General features: G+C 68.1%; 14 protein-coding genes. 6 read left to right on the top strand and 8 right to left on the bottom strand.

Going from position 1 to position 20218, the window contains the following annotated elements; translation table 11 throughout:
- The first annotated feature begins 261 nt into the window (after positions 1-261).
- Entirely contained in the window at positions 262-1953 is a 1692-nt protein-coding gene (locus CW348_RS10490) for an RNA polymerase sigma factor (protein WP_016188988.1), read from the top strand.
- A 306-nt stretch (positions 1954-2259) separates the two neighbouring features.
- A complete protein-coding gene (locus CW348_RS10485) occupies positions 2260-3267 on the top strand; it encodes a hypothetical protein (RefSeq protein ID WP_011292561.1) in 1008 nt (335 codons plus the stop codon).
- A 14-nt stretch (positions 3268-3281) separates the two neighbouring features.
- Here the strand turns inward: CW348_RS10485 and CW348_RS10480 are convergent, their stop codons facing one another.
- The 3 genes from CW348_RS10480 to CW348_RS10470 all read right to left on the bottom strand — a co-directional run bounded on the left by CW348_RS10480 (position 3282) and on the right by CW348_RS10470 (position 5102).
- A complete protein-coding gene (locus CW348_RS10480; protein WP_011292560.1) occupies positions 3282-3635 on the bottom strand; it encodes a hypothetical protein in 354 nt (117 codons plus the stop codon).
- Between the two features lie 42 nt (positions 3636-3677).
- Positions 3678-4475, bottom strand: a complete 798-nt coding sequence (yaaA, locus tag CW348_RS10475) for a peroxide stress protein YaaA (RefSeq protein ID WP_016188986.1) — start codon at positions 4473-4475, stop codon at positions 3678-3680.
- 402 nt (positions 4476-4877) lie between these two features.
- A complete protein-coding gene (locus CW348_RS10470; RefSeq protein WP_011292558.1) occupies positions 4878-5102 on the bottom strand; it encodes a hypothetical protein in 225 nt (74 codons plus the stop codon).
- A 357-nt stretch (positions 5103-5459) separates the two neighbouring features.
- Between CW348_RS10470 and CW348_RS10465 the strand changes: the two genes are divergently transcribed.
- Positions 5460-7568, top strand: a complete 2109-nt coding sequence (locus tag CW348_RS10465; RefSeq protein WP_011292557.1) for a type IIA DNA topoisomerase subunit B — start codon at positions 5460-5462, stop codon at positions 7566-7568.
- A 66-nt stretch (positions 7569-7634) separates the two neighbouring features.
- On the opposite strand, the gene CW348_RS10460 is transcribed toward CW348_RS10465, so the two are convergent.
- The 5 genes from CW348_RS10460 to CW348_RS10440 form a co-directional block, all read right to left on the bottom strand.
- Positions 7635-7961 (bottom strand): M48 family metallopeptidase, encoded by a 327-nt coding sequence (locus CW348_RS10460; RefSeq protein ID WP_011292556.1) that lies wholly within the window; start codon positions 7959-7961, stop codon positions 7635-7637.
- Between the two features lie 81 nt (positions 7962-8042).
- Positions 8043-8546 carry a carbonic anhydrase gene (locus CW348_RS10455; RefSeq protein WP_016188984.1) on the bottom strand — a complete coding sequence of 168 codons (504 nt, stop codon included), beginning with the start codon at positions 8544-8546 and terminating at the stop codon, positions 8043-8045.
- Between the two features lie 123 nt (positions 8547-8669).
- Complete coding sequence (locus tag CW348_RS10450) at positions 8670-11156, bottom strand: DNA topoisomerase (ATP-hydrolyzing) subunit A (RefSeq protein WP_038043964.1); 2487 nt, start codon at positions 11154-11156, stop codon at positions 8670-8672.
- Between the two features lie 304 nt (positions 11157-11460).
- Positions 11461-13737 (bottom strand): glycosyl hydrolase, encoded by a 2277-nt coding sequence (locus CW348_RS10445; protein ID WP_011292553.1) that lies wholly within the window; start codon positions 13735-13737, stop codon positions 11461-11463.
- A 562-nt stretch (positions 13738-14299) separates the two neighbouring features.
- The gene (locus CW348_RS10440; RefSeq protein ID WP_011292552.1) at positions 14300-15196 is read right to left on the bottom strand and encodes a sugar kinase; all 897 of its coding nucleotides are present in this window, start codon (positions 15194-15196) and stop codon (positions 14300-14302) included.
- Positions 15197-15390: 194 nt separating this feature from the next.
- Here CW348_RS10440 and CW348_RS10435 point away from each other — a divergent pair, with 194 nt between their 5' ends.
- From CW348_RS10435 to CW348_RS10425, 3 genes are all read left to right on the top strand, one after another.
- Complete coding sequence (locus CW348_RS10435) at positions 15391-18114, top strand: GNAT family N-acetyltransferase (protein ID WP_016188982.1); 2724 nt, start codon at positions 15391-15393, stop codon at positions 18112-18114.
- 344 nt (positions 18115-18458) lie between these two features.
- On the top strand, positions 18459-19034 hold the full coding sequence (locus CW348_RS10430; protein ID WP_016188981.1) for a DUF5998 family protein: 576 nt from the start codon (positions 18459-18461) through the stop codon (positions 19032-19034).
- Complete coding sequence (locus tag CW348_RS10425) at positions 19031-20206, top strand: alkaline phosphatase family protein (protein ID WP_104612752.1); 1176 nt, start codon at positions 19031-19033, stop codon at positions 20204-20206. Before CW348_RS10430 ends, CW348_RS10425 begins: the two co-directional genes overlap by 4 nt.
- Positions 20207-20218 lie beyond the last annotated feature (12 nt).

The raw sequence follows: 20218 nt of genomic DNA, 5'->3' as shown, positions 1-20218 counted from the left end.
ACAAGTAGTCCCCGCGTCAAGCGGGGTTGATCCGAACCCGACCACCGGACCTTTCAACCGCGTACCAGCCAGGTCCGCGGTGGAAAGAATCTTACTTGGCTGATGTGTCGAAACGCTAGAGAAGGCACAGCGGCCCAGTACTACGGTGGGCCTCCCGCGAGTGGGGGAATCGGGACCGAGCCGGGAGCTGGACACCGTCCCCCCGACTCACCGGATCGTCGAGTCCAACAGTCTCGCCACACGTCCGTTCGAGAGGTGTTTGTGTCACCTGCCAGTTCGACCCGCTCTAAGCAGCAGCCGGAGGCGCTGCAAGAGCCAGTCATCCAGCAGCTGATCGAGCGTGGGCGGTCCCAGGGGTACCTTGAGCCCGAGGACGTGCGCCGTGCCTTTGAAGAGGCCGAGATCCCGATGTCGCAGGCTCAGGCTGTGCTCCGCACCCTGACCAAAGAAGGCGTCACCCTCATCGTGAACGCGGCTGAGTCCGCACCGCCTCGACGCAAGTCCACCCGGCGTAAGACAACCTCCGCCTCTCGGGCGGCGGCTCAAACCAGCACCACTCGGGCCAAACGCACGGCGGCAGCCCAAGAGAAGCCCGAGGCCGCGACTGCCGTGAAGAAGAGCACGGAAGACGCGGAGGAGACCACCACAGCGTCCAAGAAACGCACGACCAAGGCCGCCAGCACGAAATCCAAGACGACCGCCAAGCGCAGCACGGCCAAGAAGACCACGACCAAGTCGACCACGAAGAAGACCGCCAAGACCGCGACCAAGAAGAAGACGGCTGCGACAGCGGCCACCCCCGCGGTCGAAGAGGAGCTCGGCTTGGAGGCGACCGACCTCCTCGAGGACAACTTCGAGGAGACCGGCGCCGACCTGGAACTGGTGGACGACACCGACGACGAGGTCGTCGAGCTTGAGGAGACCACTCCGGCGAAGCGGAGCCGGGACCTCCCCGAGAAAGCGGACGCCGACGACGATGACTCCTTCGTCCTCTACGACGACGACGATGACGCGCCGGCAGCGCAGGTCGTCGCGGCGGGAGCAACCGCTGACCCGGTGAAGGACTACCTCAAGCAGATCGGCAAGGTTCCCCTCCTCAACGCGGAGCAGGAGGTGGAGCTCGCCAAGCGGATCGAGGCCGGTCTGTTCGCTGAGGAGAAGCTCTCCAAGAAGGGCCACGAGCTCACCCCGGAGGAACGGGAGGAGCTGGAGTGGATCGCTGAAGACGGCAAGCGCGCCAAGAAGCACCTGCTGGAGGCGAACCTGCGCCTGGTGGTGTCCTTGGCCAAGCGCTACACCGGCCGCGGCATGCTCTTCCTCGACCTGATCCAGGAAGGCAACCTCGGCCTCATCCGGGCGGTCGAGAAGTTCGACTACACCAAGGGCTACAAGTTCTCCACCTACGCAACCTGGTGGATCCGGCAGGCCATTACCCGCGCGATGGCCGACCAGGCCCGGACGATCCGTATCCCGGTGCACATGGTGGAGGTCATCAACAAGCTTGCCCGGGTCCAGCGCCAGATGCTGCAGGACCTGGGACGCGAACCGACTCCGGAGGAGCTCGCCAAGGAGCTCGACATGACCCCGGAGAAAGTTGTCGAAGTCCAGAAGTACGGGCGCGAGCCGATTTCCTTGCACACCCCGCTCGGCGAGGACGGCGACAGCGAGTTCGGCGACCTGATCGAGGACTCCGAGGCGATCCAGCCGGGCGAGGCGGTCAGCTTCACCCTGCTGCAGGAGCAGCTGCACTCGGTGCTCGACACCCTGTCCGAGCGGGAAGCAGGCGTGGTGTCGATGCGCTTCGGGCTCACCGACGGCCAGCCCAAGACTTTGGACGAGATCGGCAAGGTCTACGGCGTGACCCGGGAGCGGATCCGCCAGATCGAGTCCAAGACCATGTCCAAGCTGCGCCACCCGTCCCGTTCCCAGGTGCTGCGCGACTACTTGGACTAACTCCACGTGGGGCCTGGGCCGGTCCCTCGACAGAGGTGGCCGGCCCACTCGCATAGACGGACTCCGGCGGCCCGTTCAATGGTGTGGCGAATCCGGAGAACGGAGCCGTCGGAGGCTGCCTCATGATCCCCTGCACCGGACAGCTCCGATCATGCCGCTGCCCGAGTATGGGGAAGATAAAAATCTGAGACCTCTTCGTGATCTCTGCTGCTGGCGGGGCGCTGACCTTCACGAACACCGAGCAGTAGCCAGTCACGGCCCCCTTTTCCCCGAGGGCGGGACCGTGCGGCACTATTCTCGACTCCTATGGGAGCTTTCGGACAGGATGCGCAGTCTGTAGCGGGTGGCGCATCATCCCCCGCGAACGTGGTGGTCGGCCGCTGCTGGGACAACATGGTCCTGGATGCCGGGGTCGAAGCCGTGGAGGAAGGGCATCTCGCAGCCGGGACAGCCCTGCTCCGAGAGTCGCGCAACAACCCTGAACTGCGTGCCCTGTACGTGGACGCCCTCAGCAGCGCCGCGGTGGGCCGCAGCGCGCAGATCCACGCCCTGCTCTCCCCGGACACCGAGGAGCACGACGCCGCGGACATCCTGCTCTGGCTGGGCCGCACCCTCATCGACGAAGCCTGGCGGATCCGCGGCGACGGTGTGGCGAGCACAGTCAGCCGGGAGCGGTTCAAACTGTTCTTCGCCACCCTTGCCCAGGCCCGCGACCCGCTGCTGGCCGCAGCCGAGATCAACCCGGATGACCCCGTGCCCTGGTCCTGCCTCCAGTGGTTCGCCCTGGGCATGCAACTGGACCGGGAGGAAAAGGACTACATCTGGCAGCGGGTCATCGAACGCTGCCCCACACTCTTCCCCGCGCACTGGGCGCGCATCCAAGTCCTGGCTCCCAAGTGGGGCGGCAACATCGAAGAGATGATGGAGTTTGCCCGCGGGTCCGTGGATCTTGCCCCCGAAGGCAACCCGCTGACCGCGATGATCGCGCTGGCCCACGAGGAACGGTTCAGCCAGTGCATCAGAGACCTGGCCCACCGCAAGCGGTTCCTCTCCGCGCTGCGCGTGTTCCTCACCTACTACGACGAGGACGTGACCGCGGAACTCCAGGCTGCGGCCGCTAAATGGTGCACCCGGCCTGTTCCGCACCCGCGCGACCTGGAAGCCCACCACCTCTTCGGCTGGTCCTTCTACCAGACCTCGGCCCGCGACCACGCGCGCTGGCACCTCTACCAGGTGGGCAACCGCCTACACCGGGCCATGTGGCGCACCCCCGAAGAGTTCGTCCGGGTCTTGCGGAAACTCGGCCTCGCCTGACCGGTGGCCCGCGTTCACCCCCAGGAGAGCAGGGCTGCAACGACGCACCCGGTCAGCGTCCCCAAGAGCAGCCCGCGGCCCAGCGCCTGAGCGCTCCGCGGCCGCTTGCCGAAGGCCAGCAGCGGTCCTAAGACCAGCAGGACGACCAGGGCCAGCCACCGCAGCGGATGGTCCATGACATCACTGGTGCGGAGCACGGCCGCCGGGACAGCGAACACCATGACCCCCAGCCCGAGCAGCACGGACAGCACCGCGGTGGCACGGGAGGCGCGTCGCGGGGGACGGGGCGCCGCACCAGATGGATCCTGCCGGGTGTACGGGTTGGGCGGGGGCGGGATGTTCGGGTTGTAGGGAGTGACCGACGACACAGGAAGCACCACCTGACAGCACGGAGGGAACCGGGAAGCGATTCAGCCGGACACGATGACGTTCAGCGTCTGCGGTCCACCGCCCCGCGCGGGAGACGTCAGCTCCACCTGGTAGCCGAGGTCAGCGAGCAGGATCGCCAGCTCCCCGGGGGTCTGCGGGGTCTCCTGCGCGGTCAGCAGGGAATGCGCCACCGCACCCCGGACTGCTTTGGCTTGATGACTGACTACCGAGCGGCGGGGAACACCGTCCACGACAGTCTGCCGCAGCACGCGAACGGCGACAGTGTGTTCCGCGATTTCCGGGCCGGGCCGGAAAGCGGCCGCGTAGGCGGTCGACCGGCAGTCCACCACCAGACGGCCGCGGGCCACGGCCGTCAGCGTCTCGGTGAGGTGGGCCCGCCAGAACGCTCCCAGCGGTCCGAGCGGAGGCAGTGAGACTCCCATGGACAGTCGGTACGGCGGAACCGTGTCGGATGGCCGCAGTACTCCCCACAGCGCGGAGAAGATCAGCACTGACGTGTCGACGCGGGCGGCCGCCGGTCCCGCGAGCAGCTCCCCAAGCCGCAGCCGGTCATAGAGGACCCCGGTGTACAGGTCGGCGGCGCGCAAGGTCGCTGCCGTGCGGAGTTCCCGGTTGCGGGGGAGGGCCTCGGCCTGCCGCGAAGACAAGCCGAGCACGGTACGTGCCTCGGCAAGAGGACGCGCGGAGACTTCTTCCAGGGCGGTCAGCACCGACTCCCGGGCAGGCGTGAGCTCGGGCAGGCTCAGGGAGTCCAGGGAGAGCGGGGGACCATCTCCCGGAAATGCTTTGCCTTCAGACGGGGGAAGCAGGATGAGCATGAGGCCTTCGAAAGCTTGGAAGCACAGCAACCCGGCAAATCGTACCAAGCGATACCGAAGAGGGTCCCGAGAGTACGCACAGTGAACACTGAAGGGCAGATGGTCGCGCCGGTCCTGCGCACCCGCGGGAACCCTGGGCACCCGGCGCTGGGGCGCAGCAGCGCACGGCGCGCCTGGCCACGGTATGCAGAGGACCGGGAAGGGCGGCGCTTCCGCCAGGCCACAGGCTTCCCTCCCCGTCCAGCAGCGGTGCCCCGGTCTCTCTGCCGTGGCACCCGTGGGCGCGGGAACCGTGCTCACTCCGACGCGGGTGCGGCCGCGGCACGCGCCCTGCCCCTGCCCGAATACACCTCGGCGGCGACCCTCGCAGAGGATCGCCGCCGGGCGTCTTCAGGTGAGGGGCTAGCGCTCTCCAGCACGGTTCTTCGGAGAGAGCAGACGGTCGGTTTCGTCGTGGATTTCCATGGCGACCTTACGAATAGACTCGCCGTGCTGGCGCATGTGGTGGGCGCAGAACAGCAGCTCCCCGCCGGAGTTGAGCACCACTCGGACATACGCCTGGGCGCCGCAGCGGTCACAGCGGTCAGAAGCTGTCAGCGGCCTGGTGGGGGCAAGAGTTCCAGTCACTTCGCCTTCCTCAATCTCTCGGCGCTAGTCACTCGGGACAACATCTAACCGGACGAAGAGCTTCCCGACCAGCCCTTCTGTACGCCGACAGCGGAATCGGCCCGGTTCGTGGCCTACCTCTCATCCTGGTGCGTCTCGGATTGTCTGAACGGAGTCTTACCCTGCGACACGTGGGGTTATCCCAGTAGCTCGGAATGCGGACTACGGCTGCTGCGGCTACCCTCAAACCGAACTCGGTGCTGCTGTACCGCAGAGCGAGACAGCGCACGGGCGGCCGCATGCCCGCCCCAGCAACACCCCGCCCGTACCACCGGGTACGGTCCATTCGCACATCCCAGACACTGCAGGAGAGTCCCCGTGACCGCCGCCCTCACTACTGACTTCCACGACCCCGAGGAATACTCGGCTCGACACCTGTCGGTCTTGGAAGGCCTCGAGGCGGTCCGTAAACGGCCGGGCATGTACATCGGCTCCACGGACAGCCGGGGCCTCACCCACTGCATGTGGGAGATCATCGACAACTCCGTTGACGAAGCTCTCGCGGGCTACTGCACCCGCATCGAGGTCGTGCTGCACGCGGACGGCTCAGTCGAAGTACGGGACAACGGGCGCGGTATTCCGGTCGACATCGAACCCAGCAGCGGACTGAGCGGCGTGGAACTGGTGATGACCAAACTGCACGCCGGAGGCAAGTTCGGTTCCGGTTCCTACACCGCCTCCGGTGGCCTGCACGGTGTGGGCGCCTCCGTGGTGAACGCGCTCTCCGCGCGGCTGGATGTCGAAGTGGACCGCGGGGGCCACACCTACGCGATGAGCTTCCGGCGTGGCATCCCCGGGGTGTTCGACATGGACGGCCCCGATGCCGGGTTCACTCCCCGTTCCGGCCTGGAGAAGATCCGGAAGATTCCCGCGAAAGTCACCGGGACCCGCGTGCGGTTCTGGGCCGACCGGCAGATCTTCCTCAAAGATGCCGAAATATCCCGGGAAGCCCTCGTGGAACGGGCCCGGCAGACCGCTTTCCTCGTCCCAGGCTTGAGCATCGCGATCCGCGACGAGCGCACCGAAGGCGAGGAGCCCTACGAGGAGGAGTTCCGCTTCGACGGCGGTATCGGGGAGTTCTGCGATTACCTGGCCCCCGACACGGCGGTGAGCCCGCTGCTGCGGATCGAAGGCAGCGGCACCTTCACCGAGACCGTGCCGGTCCTCGACGACCAGGGGCACATGGTCCCCACCGATGTGGAGCGGCGCCTCGACGTGGACATCGCGCTGCGCTGGGGCACCGGCTACGACACGGTCGTGCGTTCCTTCGTGAACGTCATCGCCACGCCTAAAGGCGGCACGCACGTCTCCGGTTTCGAACGCGCTCTCGTCCGTGTCATCAACGACCAGTTGCGTGCCACCAAACTCCTCAAAGCCAACGACGAGCCGGTCACCAAGGAGGACGTCCTCGAAGGGCTCACCGCCGTGGTGACGGTGCGCCTGCCGGAGCCGCAGTTCGAAGGGCAGACCAAGGAGGTCCTCGGCACCTCCGCGGCCAGCCGCATCGTTTCCCAGATCGTCAGCCAGCACATGCGTGCCTTCCTGACCTCCACCAAGCGGGCGGAGAAGCAGCAGGCCCGCACTGTGCTGGAGAAGATCGTTAACGCCGCCAAGGCGCGCCTGGCTGCCCGCCAGCAGCGGGAGACCCAGCGGCGCAAGAACGCCCTGGAGAATTCGGCGCTGCCCGCCAAGCTGGTGGACTGCCGCAGCGAAGGGCTGGAACGCAGCGAACTCTTCATCGTGGAGGGCGACTCGGCGCTGGGCACCGCCAAACTCGCCCGGGACTCCGAGTTCCAGGCGCTGCTGCCCATCCGAGGCAAGATCCTCAACGTGCAGAAAGCGTCCGTGGCGGACATGCTCAAGAACGCGGAATGCGCCGCGATCATCCAGGTCATCGGCGCTGGCTCCGGGCGCACCTTCGACTTGGACGCCGCCCGGTACGGCCGGGTCATCCTCATGGCCGACGCCGACGTGGACGGGGCGCACATCCGCTGCCTCCTGCTGACGCTGTTCTACCGCTACATGCGTCCCATGCTGGAAGCAGGCCGGGTGTTTGCCGCGGTGCCGCCGCTGCACCGCATTGAGCTGACCAATGTGCGCCGGAAGCGCGGGGCCCGCCCCGAGGACCGTTACATCTACACCTACTCTGACGCTGAACTGCACCAGAAACTGGCGGAGCTGGCAGCGAAAGGCATCACCTGGAAGGAGCCCGTCCAGCGGTACAAGGGCCTCGGGGAGATGGACGCCGACCAGTTGGCGGAGACCACGATGGACCCGCGCTACCGCACCCTGCGGCGCATCCGCCTTAAAGACGCCGCGGAAGCGGAGGCGATGTTCGAACTTCTCATGGGCAACGAAGTGGCACCACGCCGCGCGTTCATCGCCCAGGGGGCCCGCGAACTCGACCCCACGCGTATCGACACGTGAGCGCCGCGCGGTTGAAGGCCGTGCCAGCCGGGGCCCGGCCCGCCCCAGGCTGTCCGGAACAGGGGGTTAGTCGAGGGAGCCGCCGGACATGATCGCGTGCATTCTGCGGTGGGGGGCCGCTTCGTCAGCTCGGTTCTGCCGTTCCAAGGTGCGGGCCAGGGCAATGTGCGCCCACGCGTCGCACGGGTCCAGTTCGATGATCTTGCGGAAGACCTCTTCGGCCTTGGCGAGCTGAGCCGAGTGGAAGTAGGAGCGTCCCAAGAGTTCCAGGACCGTCCGGTTGCGGGGTTCTTCCTCCGCAAGCGGGGCCAGGACACGGGCCGCACCGATCGGATCGCCGAGGTCGAAGTGTTGTCTGCCGCGTCGGTAGGTTTCGTAATTGCTTTCTGCCATAGCACTCCTTTCCTCGGGAGGCACAACGGTGCTCCTCACAGAGGAATTCCCTGCGGCTACCGACGCGACACTCTCCTCACATCACATATCCACCGGGGTCACCCGGCCGGTGTCGACGTCGTAGATGGCACCCATGACCGGCAGGTCAGGGGGGAGCAGCGGGTGGTGCCGGATCCGCTCCACATCACGGTGGAGGGCACCGATCTGGTCGCTGTCGGTGTGGAATTCAAGACTGCGGGTGTCGACGCCGTAGCGCGCGGCAATCGTGTCGTGGACTTCCTCGTCACCGGAGACCGACGCCATCTTGCACCCGGTGTGCGGGAGCACGATGACCCGGTTCACCCCCAGCAGGTACACCGCGAGGACGAGGGTCCGCAGGGTGTCGTCGGTGACCCGGGCCCCCGCGTTCCGCAGGATCTTGGCGTCCCCAGGCTTGAGCCCCAGCATCTCCAAAGGTTCGATCCGCGAGTCCATGCAGGTCACTAAGGCCAGCCCGCGGGCGGCCACCGGCTGCAGGCCCGCCAGTGTGAAAGTACGGACATAGTCCTCGTTCGCAGCGAGGACATCGTCGAAGACACCGCTCACAGTCGCCTCCCCGGCGATAGCAATTGTTCCTCATGCCATGCCTGGCTCGGATAAGGCCGTGCGATCCACGCGCACGGCCTTATCCGAGCACTGGGCAGTGGAGTCCCGGCGCACCGGGAACCATCAGCCTTGGAAGAGTGAAGCCACCACGGTCCCGGTGTCAACCTGGCCGGTGCCCACTGCGGCGATGGGGCGGGGCAGTGCCTCCCCGGAACCGTCCCGCCGCTCCACCGGGTCGGGGAGCCGCACGGGACCGCCGTCTTCACGGAACGCCCGGGCCGGGGAACGCCCCACCCAGCCGAACAGCAGTATGTCTTCCCCCTTGAGGAAGCGTTGGCACCGCACCCCCCCAGTGGCGCGCCCTTTAGCGGGAAACGCGGTGAAGGGGGTCACTTTCGCGGTTCCCGGCTGGGAGTCCGGGCCGGTGCTGCTCCCCGCGACGGTGACGACCACCGCGTCCTCGGGCGACAGCACCGCGCCGAACCACACCGCGTGCGCTCCTTCCGCGAGCCGGATGCCGGTCACCCCGCCCGCGCCCCGCCCTTGCGGGCGGACGGTTGTGGCCGAGAAGCGGAGCAGTTGGGCGTTGGAGGTGATGAACACCAGGTCTTCTTCCCCCGTGACCAGGGGGGTGGCCCCCACCAGCCGGTCGCCGGGACGCAGCGCGATGATCTCGAAGTCGTCCTTCTGCTGCGGATAGTCGCCGCCGACCCGTTTGACGATGCCGCTTCGGGTACCGACGACCAGGCCGGGTCCGTCACTGTCGAGGGAGGTCAAGGCGATCACCCGCTCGTCGGCGTCGAGTTCCACGAACTCGGTGACAGGAACCCCGGACGAGATCGCTGGATTCTCGTCGGCCTTGTCTGGGAGTTCGGGGAGCTCCAGCACGGGAACGCGGATCACCCGGCCCAGGTCGGTGACGAGCCCGACTTCGCCGCGCACCGTGGCCCGCACATTGGACGCCATGGCGTCGTTGCGGGTCCGCGGCCCCTCGAACATCGGCGGCAACTGCTGCCCCGACGTGCGTCCGATCAGGCCGCTGGTGCTCAGCAGCACGTGGCACGGGTCGTCGCCGACCTCCAGCGGCATCGCCGAGGTGCGGACTTCTCCCGTGCTTTCCCGCAGCACGGTGCGGCGCGGTGTAGCGAACTCCTTGGCCACTGCCGCCAGCTCCTTGGAGACGAGCCGGCGGAGCTTCTTGTCGGACTCCAGGATCGCGGTCAGCTCCGCGATCTCAGCAGTGAGCGTGTCGCGCTCCTGCTCCAGTTCCTGCTTGTCGTACCGGGTGAGCCGCCGCAGCGGCGTGTCGAGAATGTAGCGGGCCTGCGTGTCGGACAGGTCGAAGGTGTCCATGAGGCGCTGCCGGGCCTGGGTGGAGTCGTCGGAGTCGCGGATGACCGCGATGACCTGGTCGATGTCGGCCAGAGCCACCAGCAGGCCGGTCACCAGGTGGAGGCGCTCTTCGCGTTTGGCGCGCCGGTGCTCGCACCGGCGGCGCACCACCTCGAGCCGGTGGTCGACGTAGACCTGCAGCAGGTCACGCAGTCCGAGCGTCCGTGGCTCGCCGTCCACCAGGGCCACATTGTTGATGCCGAAGGTTTCCTCCATCGGCGTGAGCCGGTAGAGCTCTTCGAGGACAGCCTCCGGGTTGAAGCCGTTCTTCAGCTCGATGACGAGACGCAGGCCCTGGTTGCGGTCGGTGAGGTCTTTCAGGTCCGAGATGCCCTGCAGTTTCTTGGCCTGCACCAGCTCCTTAATGCGGCTGATGACCTTCTCCGGGCCGACGTTGTAGGGCAGCTCGGTGACAACCAGGCCGGTGCGGCGCGGGGTCAGCTTCTCGATGGAGACGGTGGCGCGGATCCGGAAGGTGCCGCGGCCTTTTGTGTAGGCGTCCCGGATCCCGTCCAACCCGGTGATGGTCCCCCCGGTGGGCAGGTCAGGGCCGGGGATGAACTCCATGAGTTCTTCGAGGGTGGCGTCAGGGTGGGCGAGGAGGTGCCGGGCCGCCGCGATCACTTCGCCGAGGTTGTGCGGGGCCATGTTGGTCGCCATGCCCACCGCGATCCCGGAAGCGCCGTTGACCAGCAGGTTCGGGAACGCTGCGGGGAGGACTTCCGGTTCGGTCTCCTGACCGTCGTAGTTGGGGCGGAAGTCCACCACGTTCTCGTCGATGGACTCCACCATCAGCATGGCGGCGCGGGTCAGGCGGGCTTCGGTGTACCGCATCGCCGCGGGTGCGTCGTCGCCGCCGAGGGAACCGAAGTTCCCGTGTCCGTCGACCAGCGGGACCCGCATAGCGAAGGGCTGGCTGAGCCGCACCAGCGCGTCGTAGATGGCGCTGTCGCCGTGGGGGTGCAGCTTACCCATGACTTCGCCGACGACACGCGCGCATTTGACGTGTCCGCGGTCGGGGCGCAGTCCCATTTCGCTCATCTGGTAGAGGATGCGCCGCTGGACCGGTTTGAGGCCGTCGCGGGCGTCGGGAAGTGCGCGCTGGTAGATGACCGAGTAGGCGTACTCGAGGAAACTGCCGCGCATTTCCTCGGAGACGTCGACGTCGATGATCTTCTCGGTGAGTTCTTCGGGAGGCGGGGACGTTGTACGGGCCATGTTGGCCATTGTGACCGGTGTATACGACCGCTTCGAACGGGAGAGCAGTTCTTTTGCCCCTGGTACGGCCTGGGGCCGGCAGCCTGGCACCCTCCCCTGGCGCAGGAGTACCCTGGAGGGCAGGCCGTCAGCAGGGGAGTGCGGGCAGGCAACAGCCGGGAAGCGCGCCGGTCTGCCTGGCGGGCGCCTGCGTCCCGGAGAGGGTTGCGCGGGAAGACCCGCGGTGGGGGAGTGGCCGGGCTCACCGTCGGCGGTGGCGAACCCGACCACTACCGGGGGTACTCGGGAGGAGCCGGCTGCTGCGTCACCCGGTCGCCAACTGCCCCGGCGGGACGGTGAGCGTCGTGCCGTCGGAGAAGGTCACGGTGAGCGGCTGGCCAGTGGGGTTGAACGCCACGTAGGTCCGCCTGTCTCCGTCGCGGAATACGGCGTAGTGGGGCGTGTCAGCGGTCACTGACGTGTCGACCGTGCCGAACTCGGCGAGCGTGGAGAGCCACTGGTACGTGTGGGCCTTGGAGGAACCCGATTCCGGTTCGTAGGACTGCCACTGCGCTTCGAACGCGGCCAGCGCCGCATCCGGATCGGACAGCGCCTGGTGGGCCCAGTGGATGTCGCGCCACACTTGCGGCTGACGGCCGAGCCGTGTGACCAGGGACTGGTGCATGGCTGCCGCGTGCTCAGGGTCGTGGCCCAGGTAGAGCGAGCCCGCGGTGATCGGCAGGTAGTTGATCCCGTAGAGCTCTTCGGGGGTGCCGTCCCACCAGATGCGGTGGTCACCGCCGTCGCTCCACACCATGCCGACGACGTCGTGGGAGTAGCCGGCGGGGAAAGCGTCCCCGTCTGCATTCTGCCAGTACCGGCGCATCGCCGAGGCCTGCGTGGTGTGCAGGTACACGCCCAGGTCGCGCAGCTCCTCGTCGCCGATGAGGGAGCCCAGCAGGGCAGCGCTGGCCGCAAAGTGCATGGCTTCGGACGAGGACTCCTGGTTGTTGCCGGAGGCGAACCCGGCGTGCCCGGAAGCCCAGCCGTGCCCCGCATAGGGGGAGAAGGACCGCAGCCAGGGGAAGCGTTCGTCGTCGCGGTCGGGGTTGTTGGCGTCTCGCAGCACCGTTGTCACCATCGGCCCCCACCGTTCCTCGCTGATCCAGGACCGGTCGTAGCGGGCGATGGTGGCTGCGGCGGTGATGAAGTAGCCGTAGTGGAAGTCGTGGTCGTTGAGCTCGGTGTTGCTGCCGAAGCTCGCGGGGAAGCCGATCAGCGTGTCCCACTGGTCGTCGTAGTAGAACTGGGCGTTGTCCCCCGGGCCGTCCGCGGTCAGCCAGTCCTCCATCTTGTTTTTCAGGAGGTCGAGCAGGGCGTCGCGTCCCGCGGTGTAGCCGATGGAGTCGGCGATCGGGACGAGCTGGGCGAGCCGTCCCAGGGCCTTGCCGGTCCAGTAGGTGTCGCTGGCGCCCTTCCACGGGTCGGAGGCGTGGAGTTCCGCGTCGATGAGGGCGCGGAGCCGCTGGTGGTCCGCAGAGTCCACTGTGGGCAGGCTGGGCAGGATGCCGTGCGTGGTCAGCTCGGTCGTGAAACGGTCCCCTTCCACGACCCGCATCGGCCCGCGCGGGGAGGCGTAGCTGAGGTCGGTCAGCGCGGTGGTGGTCTCCTTCCACTGGTGCGGGTACAGCGCGAGGAGGGTGCCTTGGGCGGTGCCTTCCCGCGCCTCGGTGGTGACGCGGTAGGTGCTCGTCAGTGTGGCGGATGCGGGGTCGTAGTCGTAGGTCAGCGTGGTCGAGGTGACGAAGGAGTAGGCGTAGGGGGCGTACCTGTCGAAGTCGTCCGGGCTGGGCAGGAGCGCGACCGAGGCGTATCCGGAGCCACCGACGTCGGCGGTGAAGACTGTGTCCGACTCCGACCAGGTCGTCCCGCTGGGGGCGAACAGGGCGTAGTGGTGCCCGTTGACGGTGACGCCGACCGCGTTCCCAGACCGCCGCCACACGGTGGGCGGCGCAGTGAACTCCACGCGGATCGGCCCGCCGGAAACGTCCGCGTAGACGAAGGGGAGGCCCTGGCCGATGGTGGTGCGTAGTTGCCGCGTTCCGTCGGACAGGTCAGCGGTGACAGTCCAGTCGCTGTAGCCGGCGACCTTGGCCGCGGGGGCGTTGAGGCCGTGGATGCCGAGAACGAAGTCGGGGGAGTGGGTGTACTGGTATTTCAGTCCGTCCGCGACGAGCTCCGGGGTGTCGGGGTAGCCGACTTCCAGGCCGTGGGCCTGGGCTTTGAAAGACAGCGGGTGGGCGTAGAGGTTCTCGCCGTACGGGTTGCCGGGGTAGCGCTGGAAGATCAGCGAGGACCACCAGTCGTTGGTGACGACCGGCTGGGTGAAGTCTGCGGTGACTTTCGGGGCCACCGGGGCGCCCGTATGGTCGCTGGGCCCGGAGGCCCCGGGAGGGAGCACGGTGGTGTAGCTGCCGGAGCCTAGTCGGACCTGTGCCGCGGCCGGTGCCGAGGGGAAGGTGAGGAGTGCGCCGCAGAGCAGGGCGGCTGTTGCCGCCGAGGTGGTCGCCCGCCGCCATCGCCTGCGTGAGGCATGGGACATGACGCAGCCTTTCTGATCAGGGGGAGAACAACACACGCAACTGTGAGCAAAACATCACAGAGAGTGTTCTTGTGTATAAGACAAGCGAATGTCACTCTCTGTCAACATTTGATGACGCGTGTGTTATGTGTCTGTTATCCGGGATCGTGTCGGACCACCGTGCTGCCCACAGCCGACTGCCAGCCCTGCTCCCGGCTCGCACGCCCCTAGCTTTGCCCTGCCGTCGCAGCCGACACCGAAAAACCGTCGGCCAGGATCCAGGGACTCTACGGGCAGCTCCGCGACAACCCGCACTCAGCACGCCCGGCAGCGCGTCCGCCCCACCTCACGCGACTTGCACGCACCCACCGTGCAGGAGCGGCACACTCCTCTTCCGCGGCACAGCCTGCCACCACGAAAAAGACGACGACCGGCACCCTCCCGCCGCCCGTGCGGCAGCGAAGCGCTCATCCCGGGCAGCACCCACAGCGCTCGCTAACACCCCGCGGCACACCGTATGCGGACCGCGCCCCACCGCGGCCGCGCTCCAACCCCGCCCGCGCTACCGGGCGGCCCTGCACGCTCAGTCGAGCTCCGGACGGGCCCCCGGCTGGAGCAGGGCACGAGCCGCCAACCGCTGCGCGCTGATCAACGCCTCCTTGGGGTGCTTGCCCGCCAGCCACGCCGGCAGGAAACCGGCAATGAACGCATCGCCAGCACCGATCGCTCCCGGCACAGGCTCCACCGGCTCGGCGGGCACGTGCAGCGTGCCTTCCCGAGCCTTCGACGCCCACAGTGCGCCGTCAGCCCCCAGTTTGATCACGATGTTGGGGTACCAGGCGGTCAGCACTTTCGCCGCCGCGTCGGGATCGTCCCGCCCGGTCAGCACCGCCGCCTGCTCCTGGTTGGCGAACAGCAGCCGGACCCCGTTCGTCCACTCCAGGAACGCTTCGGCCCCGACCCGTTCCAACGGGGCGTGCGAACCGCAGTCCACGGAGATGGACATCCCGCTCTCCTGCGCCAGCCGCAACGCCACCCGGCCCGCGCGGCGCGACCCCTCGTTGAGTAGCGTGTACCCCGACAGGTGCAAGTGCCCGTCCGGGCCGAACAGGTCCCGGGGCAGGTCTTCTGGCTGCAATGCGGCGTTGGCGCCCGGATCGCTGAGCATCGTGCGGTCGCCCCGGTGCGTGATCATCACCACGCAGGTACCGGTAGGCCGCTCCGGGTCCATGACCATGCGCGCGTCGATGCCATACCCCATGAGCTCCATCTCACGGGTCCGCCCCGTGATGTCGGAGCCGCGGCGGCCGATCAGCGCAGTGTCGGTGCCCTCGACCGCCAGCCACGCGGCCACGTTCGCCCCGGAGCCGCCCCCGAAGGTGGCCACTGACGCGGGGGTGTCACTGCCGCGGGCAAGCGGGTAGAAGGCCCGAGCGATGGAATCGGTCATGAGGTCGCCGACTACGACTACTCGCGTCATGAGTCTTATCCTTACCGACCGGGTGGCGCACGTGCTTTTCCTACGCGCTTTGAGACGTTAACAGGTTCAGGACACGGCCCGGGTAACGAATCCGCAGGACTTCCCCCGAAGCAGCCGCTGATCCGCGCCCAGAAAACCCGCCTTCCCGGCGATAATCCCCCAAACTGGGGAGGAAGTCGTCTACTCTCACAATCGTGCAGTCATACCCCAAGCACTGGGAAGCGGATGTGGTGCTGACCGACGGCGGCACCGCGCACATCAGGCCGATCACTCCTGACGATGCCACCCTCCTCCAGGAGTTCCACTCTCGGCTCTCCCCTGAGACGATCTACTACCGGTTCTTCGCTCCCTACCCGAAGCTCTCCTCCCGCGACGTCGAGAGGTTCACCAAGGTCGACTACGAAGACCGGGTAGCCCTGATTGCCACGATCAGCGACGCCATGGTCGCGGTGGTCCGCTACGACAAGGTGGGCCAGGACGAGGCCGAGGTCGCCTTCGTCGTCGAAGACGCCCACCAGGGCCGCGGGCTCGCCTCCGTCATGCTGGAGCACATTGCTGCCGCCGCCCGGGAACGCGGCATCCGCCGCTTCATCGCCGACGTCCTGCCGGAGAACCGGCGGATGATCAACGTGTTCCGGGAAGCCGGCTACACCGCGCAGCAGACCTTCGACGAAGGCGTCATCCGCCTCACCCTCGACCTCGAACCCACCGAGGTCTCCTTGGAAGTCATGCGCGCCCGCGAACAGCGCGCCGAGTCGCGTTCCATCGCCCGCCTGCTGTTCCCCAAGTCCGTCGCGGTGATCGGTGCCAGCCGCACCGCGCACACCATCGGCCAGACCGCGCTGCGCAACCTCCTCAACGGGGACTTCCGGGGACCGGTCTTCCCCGTGCACCCCGAAGCCACAGCGGTTGCGGGGGTCAAGGCATACCCCAGTGTCCTCGACATCCCCGACCCGGTCGACCTCGCCATTGTCGCGGTCCGCGCCGACATGGTCGCGGACGTGGTCGACCAGTGCGCCCGCAAAGGCGTCCACGGACTTGTCGTGGTCAGCTCCGGGTTCGGCGAGACCGGGCCCGAAGGCAAGAAACGGCAGGACGAACTGGTCCGGGCCGCCCGCGCCGCCGGTATGCGTGTCGTGGGCCCCAACTGCCTGGGGGTAGCCAATACCGACCCGAAGGTCTCCCTCAACGCTACGCTCTCCCCCAACCTGCCCCCACGGGGCCGGATCGGCTTCTTCTCCCAGTCCGGTGCCCTGGGCCGGGCCATCCTGGAACGGGTCGCCCAGCGGGGCCTGGGCTTGTCCACCTTCGTGTCCGCGGGCAACCGCGCGGACGTCTCCGGCAACGACCTGCTGCAGTACTGGGAAGAAGACCCGGCCACCGAAGTCGTCCTGCAGTACCTGGAGTCCTTGGGTAACCCCCGCAAGTTCACCCGCCTGGCGCGCCGCCTGGCCCGCCGGAAGCCCGTAGTCGTCGTCCGCAGCGGCGGCTCCGTCCGCGGCGTGCCGCGAGGACACGCCGCAGGCACCCTCTCCCTGCCCGACTACGCGGTGACCTCCCTATTCGAACAGTCCGGCGTGGTCCGGGTCGAGGACATCACCCAGATGTTCGACGTCGCGCAACTGTTCGCCTACCAGCCGCTGCCGAAAGGCCCCCGGGTCGGCATCATCGGCAACTCCGCGGCCTTGGAGCTGCTGGTCAAGGACGCCTGTGTCCGTGCCGGACTGCACCCCCTCGAACCCGTAGACCTCGGCCCCAACGCCACCGAGCGCGACTTCGCGGAAGCGCTGGACGCGGCCCTCGCCGACGACGGAGTGCACTCCCTGGTCGTGGTCTTCATCCCGGCCCTGGCCCCCATCTCCAGCGGCGTGGCCGAAGTCATGCGAGAGCGCTCGGCGCGGGCCACGAAACCCATCGTCACCGCCTACCTGGGCCATCAGGGTGTTCCGGAAGAGCTCCGCCTGGTCGGGGAAGGCGGGGAGACCCTCCGCGGCTCTGTGCCCTCCTACCCGGCCCCGGAAGACGCGGTCCGCGCCCTGGCACACGCCACCCGCTACGCCCTGTGGCGGCAGCGCTCCCACGGACGCCACCCCGAGCTCGCCGACATCGACACGGCCCGGGCCCGTGCCGTGATCACCCGTTCCCTCGCCGAAGCGAAAAAAGCCGGCACCGCCGACCACTCGGTCTGGTTCACGAGCGAACCCGTGCTCAGCGACGAAGGAGCGCTCCCCCCGGAGACCGCCCGGGAACTGCTCGGCTGCTACGGCATCCCTGTCGAGCCGTACATTCCGGTGCACTCCGCAGACGAGGCAGCCGCCGCAGCGGAACAGCTCGGCTATCCGGTCGTAGTCAAAGCCAACTCCCCGGACCTGCGGCTCCGCGCCGGCGGACGCGGTATCCGCCTGGAGCTGCTCTCCGCCGAGGACGTGCGCACTTCCTTCACGTCGCTCCACGAACGGCTCGGCGACGAGGCGATGCTCGTCGTGCAGCGGATGGTCACCCCCGGCGTGCCCACGCTCATCCGCGCGGGAGAAAACCCCTCCTTCGGCCCGGTGATCGCTTTCGGGCTCGCCGATGTCACCGCCGAACTCCTCGACGACCGCGCCTACCGGCTCGCGCCGCTCACCGACGCCGAGGCCGCCGACCTGGTCCGCGCGGTCCGCTCCTCCCCGCTGCTGTTCGGCCTGCCCGCGGGCACCTCGTCACTCGCCGACCAGCCCGACGTGGAAGCCTTGGAAGAGGTGCTGGTCCGCGTCTCCCGCATGGTTGATGCGCTCCCCGACGTCGCCTACGTCGAACTCGACCCGGTCATCGTCAACTCCACCGGAGCCCACGTCATGGGGGCGCGAGTGTGGCTGCGGGAAGCCCCCGAGGTGCGGCCCGACTCTGGACCGCGGCGCCTGCGCGTGCCGTTTTAACCCGGGACGCGTCCCGCTCCAGTGGCTGGGGCCGCCGATCAGGCTCAGGCGTCGGCGGGGACGCTCCGGAGGAATCGGCCCTGGCGCTGGCGGTTCCGGGACCGGCATGGGCGGCTCCGGAGGGACCGGGGCAGGCGGAGGAGGCTCCGGCTCCGGCGGCACCGGTACTGGGCGTCGAGGCGTCGGGCGCGGCCGGTCAGGCACAGCAAGAACCACACCGTCCATACCGGGCCACTGCCCCGCGCGCTCCCTGGTACACACCTGCGACATCAGCCACGACAGAGGCCGAGGTGCATGTGGTCAGTTCGAGAGGGCAGGATGGACACATGAGGAAAACGCGTGCAGTGTCCACTGACTGGCGCCTGGAGATCGAGCGCAGCGGCTACTACCCCGCGCTCGTGATCGACGCTGTGGCCAGCGCCCTCGGCAGTGAGACTGCTGAAGCTTTCGTGGTCCACCACGAGGCCACCTTCGACCCGGGGATGGAGGTGCGGCGGCACATCAGCGTGCTGCTGCTCACCCCCACGCGGCTCGTCGTCTGCCACACCGATGAGCATCCCCCGGTCGATGCCAACGGCCGACCGCACGCCTCCACCACGACCGAATCGGTGCGGCTGGACAGTATCCAGTCCGTGGCGCTCACCCGTGTCGTCCCCGACCCCGCGGCATACGTGCCCGGCACCCTGCCTAGCGAGGCCGTGCTCAGCATCAACCTTGCCGTGAACTGGGGGTCGATCGCGCGCATCGACCTGGAACCGGCCGCGTGCGCCGACGAATCCTGCGAGCTTGACCACGGATACACCGGGGGGATCACCGCGGAACCGCTGACCCTGCGGGTCAGCCAGGCCGCCGACGGCCCAGAGGCGGTCGCCAACCTGCTGGCGTTCAGCCAGGCGCTCTCGGAGGCTGTTGCTCGATGATCGCCCGTCCCGCGGCCGAGACACCGCTGACCGTGCCCAGGTACGGTACGGCTTCCCTGGCCGACCTCGGCCCTTCCCTCCTCGCCTCCTTGGGCGTGGCGGGGGAACCCAACGTGCTCGGCCTGCCTGAGGCCCGCCGCGCCTGCGTCCTCATGGTCGACGGCCTGGGCTGGCGGGCCCTGCTCGCCCACCGCGACCGCGCCCCCTTCCTGGCGTCGCTCGCCGAGGGGTGCGCACCCATCACCGCCGGATTCCCCAGCACGACCGCAACCTCCCTCACCACGGTGGGCACCGGGACTGTCCCCGGCAGCCACGGGGTCATCGGCTACCAGGTGGCGCTGCCGGGAACCGACACGGTCTTCAACCACCTGCGGTGGACAGCGAACGTCAACCCCTTGGTCTGGCAGCCGCGCCGCACCGTCTACGAGAGGGCAGAAGCGGCCGGGGTGACCACCGCCTACATTGCCGACTCGGCCTACCAGGGCGGCAACTTCACTCGGGCGTCCGCCCGGGGCAGCCGTTACGTCCCCGCCAACACCACCACCGAACTCGTCGTCCACGCCGCAGCCGCCCTCACCGCCGCCGACCGCGCCTACCTGTTCGTCTACCACTCCGAGCTCGACATGCTCGGCCACATGCACGGTGTCGGCTCCCCCTACTGGCGGCACCACCTCGCCGAGGTGGACCGGCTCGCGGAACAGCTCGCCACGGTCCTTCCCGAGGACGCGTTCCTCTACATCACCGCCGACCACGGCATGGTCGACACGGACGAGCAGAGCCGTATCGACGTGGCGAGCGACCCGGACCTCACCGAAGGAGTCCGGGTGGTCGCCGGGGAACCCCGGGCCCGCCAGGTGTACACCCGGTCGGGCGCAGCCGCCGACGTCCTCGCTGCATGGCGGGAACGGCTCGCCGGAGTCGCCACCGTGGTCAGCCGCGCAGAAGCCGTCGACGCGGGCTGGTTCGGGCCTCCGGACGAAGTCAATCCCGGCATCCTGGATCGGGTCGGCGACGTGGTGGCCGCCGCCCACGGCACTACCGCGCTGATCGCACCCCACCGGGAGCACACCGAGTCGCGGCTCGTCGGTCACCACGGGTCTTTGACCCCGCACGAAATGGAAGTGCCGCTGTTGCGCAGCGGCCCCCTGCGGAGGTTAGGGGCCTTCCGCTGAGCGCTCCGGGCA

The sequence above is a fragment of the Thermobifida sp. genome, from assembly GCF_017577275.1.
GTDB classification, from domain to species: Bacteria; Actinomycetota; Actinomycetes; order Streptosporangiales; family Streptosporangiaceae; genus Thermobifida; species Thermobifida fusca.
This window is presented reverse-complemented; position numbering and strand designations above follow the sequence as displayed.

Bases quoted from the DNA above. Each gene is read 5' to 3' on its own strand.
- CW348_RS10460 (WP_011292556.1), bottom strand. From the start codon at position 7,961: ATGGCAGAAAGCAATTACGAAACCTACCGACGCGGCAGACAACACTTC.
- CW348_RS10450 (WP_038043964.1), bottom strand. From the start codon at position 11,156: ATGGCCCGTACAACGTCCCCGCCTCCCGAAGAACTCACCGAGAAGATC.
- CW348_RS10445 (WP_011292553.1), bottom strand. From the start codon at position 13,737: ATGTCCCATGCCTCACGCAGGCGATGGCGGCGGGCGACCACCTCGGCG.
- CW348_RS10485 (WP_011292561.1), top strand. From the start codon at position 2,260: ATGGGAGCTTTCGGACAGGATGCGCAGTCTGTAGCGGGTGGCGCATCA.
- yaaA (WP_016188986.1), bottom strand. From the start codon at position 4,475: ATGCTCATCCTGCTTCCCCCGTCTGAAGGCAAAGCATTTCCGGGAGAT.
- CW348_RS10440 (WP_011292552.1), bottom strand. From the start codon at position 15,196: ATGACGCGAGTAGTCGTAGTCGGCGACCTCATGACCGATTCCATCGCT.
- CW348_RS10425 (WP_104612752.1), top strand. From the start codon at position 19,031: ATGATCGCCCGTCCCGCGGCCGAGACACCGCTGACCGTGCCCAGGTAC.